Source organism: Streptomyces sp. NPDC030222, assembly GCF_055573115.1.
The window spans coordinates 1-4,612 of the sequence record NZ_JBVICA010000056.1 but is presented as its reverse complement, the minus strand read 5'-3'; the positions used below and the strand labels follow the sequence as shown (position 1 = coordinate 4,612).

The window sequence follows — 4,612 nt, the reverse complement described above, 5'->3', positions numbered from 1 at the left end:
TGCCCTCGGCGGGCCATTCGATGGAGCCGGGCCTGATGCCCGCAGCTTTCATGGACGGGAAGCAGCGAAAACAGGGATACAGACCCTGCGGTACGGTTGCGTCCTGGGAAGTGGTGTACGGGTTCCCACCTGATCCACCTTGAGTGCCGCGCCCAGGACGGCAGGATCTGGCAGCGATCGATCTCCAGCGACGTCGCCCCCACCCCAGAGGCACACAGCCATCCGGCGAGGGGCCCGCTGAGGAGACCACTCCGCACGGCGCTCTTCGGCGGGCCAGGATCACCGTCGACCACCACATGACAAAGCGGCTAGACGACGATCACATGTGGAAGGAGACGACGGCGGCCGACATCCTCCTCTCCACTGCTTCCCCGCGAATCCGATATGTGGAGTTCAACGCGGACCACGAGAAGGAGCACGGCGCCGGCTGTTTGTGGTGCTGGGTGGACGAGGACGGCACCACCTGCCACTGCGCGGCCCACACGGCACGAAGGTCGACGCCATCACCCACGCCCTGGCCAAGCCCGATGCCCGCCCCGACAAGGTACAGCGCTGGGCCGACCACAAGGACTCCCGCACCACCCAGCGCTACAACGCCCGGAAAGAACTGCTCGATGACAGCCCCGGCTACGGTCTCGCCAGCGACGTCGCCGGCGCGCTCGCGCACGACACCGACTGAGGACACCCTGCCCACTGACTTCGGAAGCGAGAGGCACGTGACCAACGCCGCCGACCCGTACCAGAACACCCCGACCGCCATGGTCTTCGACATCTTCGCCGACACCGCGAGCAAGCTGATCGGCCTCTACACCCGCCGCTCCGACTCCGCCGCCGGGGAGGCCGAACGCGAGAAGTGGTGGACGCTCGCCCTCGGCGTCCGCGACGCCCGCCGCGCCGTCGACCCCCACGACCGGCAGGCCCTCCTGGAGCACATCTCCGCCTGGACGAAGGACATCGAGGCTCTGAGGACGGCCCGGTGAGCGACCCCAGCAACTACTTCCTCACGGAGAAGGAGCTCAAGGACCGCTTCGACGAGCGGGTACGGGAGTTCGTCTTCGGCGGCTACCGCCCGCAGCCGCAGGCCGGACTGGTCCTGGTCCTGCTGGGCGGGCAGCCCGCCGCCGGGAAGAGCCAGGCCATGGCCGCCACCGCCCAACGGCACGGCGGGACGCTCGTCCCCGTCACCGGCGACGAGCTGCGCCCGCTGCACCCCCGCTATCAGGAGCTTCTCGCCGAGGACGCGCAGACCCGCGAGACCGCCACCGCGCAGGCCTCCGGCACATGGGTCCGGATGAGCATCGACTACGCCCTCCAGCACGACTACGGACTGCTGCTGGAGGGCGTGTTCCGGGACCCCGGCATGACGATCGGCACAGCAGAGCGGTTCGCTCGGGCGGACCGCTTCGTCGAGCTCGTCGCTCTCGCGGTCCGGGAGGAGCGCAGTCGGCTCGACGCCCTCGACCGCTTCCTGGAGGGCGGTCGGTGGACGCCGCCGGAACTCCAGGACCTGGCCTACGGGAAGGTGTCGGAGACCGTCGCGGCCGCCGAGCAGAGCCCGGCGGTCCACAAGGTGGTCATCACCAACCGCTCCGCCGCCGGCCTCTTCGTCAACGCGCGCGGCTCCGACGGACACTGGCAGAGCGAACCGGCCGCCGTGGAGTTCCTGACAGCCGAACGCGCGAAGCCGATACCCGCCGAGGAAGCCGCCGGCTGGCTCGCGAAGCGCCGCACAGTCCTGTTCGAGATGGCCGCCCGGGGCGAGATCAACGACAAGAGCCGCCCGGTCCTGCGCCGCCTCGCCCAGGACGCCGAGGTCGTCGCGGCCATGGTCTCCCCCGATCCGGCCCACCGCGACCGGATCGCGCACACCGCGGGTGAACCGCTGCTGAAGATGCTCGTGGAGGCGACGCTCTCCGACGGGACGCCCCTGCCGACGATGCTGCAGCCCGTTCCCGCCGCCGCCGAGGGCCAGGCCGAGGCGAGCCGTCGTGCCCGGCTCTCCGCCACGGAGAACGCCGTGGAGGACGCGATCCGCAGCTCCTTCGCGCAGGCACTCGCGCGCGTCTCCGGCTCCGCGGAGGCGCCCGAACGACGTCCACGGAGACCGGACGCCAGCGTTGCGCGGTCACGATCCACCACGACGCGCGGGCGCCCCTCCCCCCAGAGCCCACAGCAGCCTTCTTCGAGACAGACCACCCAGCCCCTTCAGCCCGAGCCGAGGAAGAAGCGCGGCCGCTGACGACCGACCTGTCGCGCCGCTGCGGCAGCCCCTATTTGGCGGGCTTGAACTGCCGGTCAGTCAGTCCTCGGCAAAGCTCCATGCGCTGGGCACGATGCCGGGCATCCGGTGGTCGATCTGGTGCATGCCGTTGGTACAGCCCGCGAACGGACCGGCGAAGGGCCGGAGCTCGCGCAAGCAGGGATCGAGGTGGTCGCGGTGCCACACCGACGGGCCGGTGTAGCCGCAGGTGGCCAGGTCGGTGAGCTCCTGCCAGGCGAGCCACAGCGCGTGCAGGCGGGCGACAGCGACGGGCTGCTCGAACCACATGTGACACCAGCGGGCGTCGGCCGACGGTTCGGCGAGGTACCCGGGCACGAGGACGCCCTCGACCCACTCGATCAGGGCGCGCAGCTCGCTGTCGTACTCCGGGGAGTCGAGCAGCAGGATGAACGGCGGGAACTGCGCCTCGTCCTCCCCGTCCTCGCCCTCGCCGCTGACCTCCGCGTCGTCGCCGTCGGCGCCGCGGAGGCCTCGCCGGTACCGGTGTCCGCGCCGTCGGTCAGGGTCTTGACCTGCGCGGTCAGGCGGGCGTCTTGGGCCTTGAGGTCTTCGAGGTCCTGGAAGAGGCCGACGGGTACCTCGAAGTCGGGCACGTCGGGTTCGTCAGTCACGGCGGGCGGCCTTCCGCTCCTCGTACGCGGCCACCGCGCGCTTGGTGATGGCCGCCTCCTCCTCCTTCTTCATCAGCGGCCCGATGTGCGCCATCGCCGTCTCCTCGTACCAGGGGCGCAGGGTGATATGGGCGATGGGCATGCCGGTGGACATCAGCAGCGCGCTGCCCTTGCGCATGGCACGGATCTCGGCGGGGTCGAGCACCTGCTCGCGCTACCGGTTGGCTGTTCTGCACCTCCACCGGCGGCCAGCTCGACGAACCGGCCGTGTGGCGGCTCCTCCAGTCGCTGGCCAAGCGGGCCGGACTCCCGCTGCGCGGCCCGCACGGTGTCAAGGGCGACGCCGTCACCCACGCCCTGGCGAAGCCGGACGCCCCGGCCGGACAAGGTGCAACAGTGGGCCGACCACAAAGACTCCCGCACCACCCAGCTCTACAACCGGCGTAGGGAACTGCTCGACGACAGCCCCGGCTACGGACTCGCAGCCGACGTCGCCAGCGCGCTGGAACACGGCACGGCCTGACCGTAGGTCCCGCCCCGGCACTTCCCTCGGAGGCCGGCCCTCGGGCAGCCTCCCCCCCCCGGCGCGGGGACGGGGCACCGCTGGGGGAAGATCAACTCCGCAATACCCACCTCAGGATGACCGCAGACGCGGTCGCGGAAGGAGCACTCGATGACGCCATCGCTGCGCGCGTACCTGGCCAGCTACGCGGCTGGAGAGGTCAGCCGCGAAGAGATGATCAACACCGTCGCGGCCTGGCCGCTGGAGGAAAGCGAGTTCGACCCCGCCCACACCCTGCCGCACCACCAGGACAACACGGCCGACGTCCTGGCGGGAGCGGTGCTCAACGACCAGATCTCCGAGGAGGACTACGAGGAGATCTTCCGCCGCCGGCAGTCCCGCTGACCGGGCGGACGAGGGGGAATTCGACCACGACATGGACGTGCTGCGCGCGGAGTACCGCGCCCTCTACCGGCACCTGCAGGACCGTTTCACCACGGGGGACCTGGCGTCCGGGCCGACCGACACCTACGGCCGACACCACCAGGACGGCGCTTGGACACGAGAGCGGCGGCGGCTGCACCGCGTGATCCTGGATGAAGCCAAGGCCGCCTGCTCGAACCTTCCGCGCGACGGCAAGGCGGTGCTGCTGACCTCAGGACCGCCCGGCGCCGGCAAGGGAACCTCCCTGCAGCTGCTGCGCACCCGCCAGGGCGATGACACCGAGCTCGGCCAGGCCCTGGCCCAGGCGCACGGAGTCGACCCCAGCCAATACGTGGTCCTGGACCCGGACCAGTTCAAGGAGGCGATCGTCCGCCACGGCGGCGCACCCACGCTGCCTCCGCAGGCGTACGTCCTGCCCGGCGGACGGCGACTGGCCCCGGCCGAACTCGCGCCGCTCGTGCACCGGGAGAGCGCCCTGCTCCAGGACGCCTTCGAGAGCTGGGCCCGTGAGCAGGGCTTCAACCTGCTCTACGACGGCGTCATGAAGAACTTCGACAAGACGCTCGCGCTGCTCGGCGACCTGAACCGGGACGGGTACGCCGAGAGGGTCGTGCTGAGCGTCGAAGTACCGATGCAGACCTCACTGGAGCAGAACGCCCTGCGCTGGCAGGAAGGCCGTATCGCGTTCGACGAAGGCCGGAACGCCTACGGCGGCCGCATGGCCCCCGAACCGCTCATCCGCGCCCTGTACCCGCAGGGCGCGGCGGCCTCGTT

8 protein-coding genes are annotated in these 4,612 nt (G+C 70.7%); 6 read left to right on the top strand and 2 right to left on the bottom strand.

Translation table 11 applies throughout. From position 1 onward, the window contains the following. Positions 1–436: 436 nt before the first annotated feature. From ACZ4Z5_RS33200 to ACZ4Z5_RS33190, 3 genes are read left to right on the top strand one after another with little or no spacing between them, the layout of a single operon-like run. Positions 437–679, top strand: a complete 243-nt coding sequence (locus ACZ4Z5_RS33200) for a hypothetical protein (RefSeq protein ID WP_468269982.1) — start codon at positions 437–439, stop codon at positions 677–679. Between the two features lie 37 nt (positions 680–716). After that, positions 717–980, top strand: coding sequence for a hypothetical protein (locus tag ACZ4Z5_RS33195; RefSeq protein ID WP_468269980.1), 264 nt, complete (start codon positions 717–719; stop codon positions 978–980). Beyond that, positions 977–2,239: a zeta toxin family protein gene (locus ACZ4Z5_RS33190; RefSeq protein WP_468269978.1), complete on the top strand. Its 1,263-nt coding sequence runs from the start codon at positions 977–979 to the stop codon at positions 2,237–2,239. The genes ACZ4Z5_RS33195 and ACZ4Z5_RS33190 overlap by 4 nt, the downstream gene beginning before the upstream one ends. 60 nt (positions 2,240–2,299) lie before the next feature. Here ACZ4Z5_RS33190 and ACZ4Z5_RS33185 read toward each other — a convergent pair whose 3' ends face one another. Together ACZ4Z5_RS33185 and ACZ4Z5_RS33180 are read right to left on the bottom strand one after the other, a co-directional pair. Further along, entirely contained in the window at positions 2,300–2,596 is a 297-nt protein-coding gene (locus tag ACZ4Z5_RS33185) for a DUF4913 domain-containing protein (protein ID WP_468269976.1), read from the bottom strand. Between the two features lie 288 nt (positions 2,597–2,884). Then, the gene (locus ACZ4Z5_RS33180) at positions 2,885–3,097 is read right to left on the bottom strand and encodes a hypothetical protein (protein WP_468269974.1); all 213 of its coding nucleotides are present in this window, start codon (positions 3,095–3,097) and stop codon (positions 2,885–2,887) included. Positions 3,098–3,280: 183 nt separating this feature from the next. On the opposite strand from ACZ4Z5_RS33180, the gene ACZ4Z5_RS33175 reads away from it, so the two are divergent. The 3 genes from ACZ4Z5_RS33175 to ACZ4Z5_RS33165 form a co-directional block, all read left to right on the top strand. Next, positions 3,281–3,415, top strand: a complete 135-nt coding sequence (locus ACZ4Z5_RS33175) for a hypothetical protein (RefSeq protein WP_468269972.1) — start codon at positions 3,281–3,283, stop codon at positions 3,413–3,415. Positions 3,416–3,565: 150 nt separating this feature from the next. Then, positions 3,566–3,799, top strand: a complete 234-nt coding sequence (locus ACZ4Z5_RS33170) for a hypothetical protein (RefSeq protein ID WP_468269970.1) — start codon at positions 3,566–3,568, stop codon at positions 3,797–3,799. A 31-nt stretch (positions 3,800–3,830) separates the two neighbouring features. Next, positions 3,831–4,612, top strand: a 782-nt coding sequence (locus tag ACZ4Z5_RS33165; protein WP_468269968.1) for a zeta toxin family protein, incomplete at its 3' end; no start/stop codon positions are given.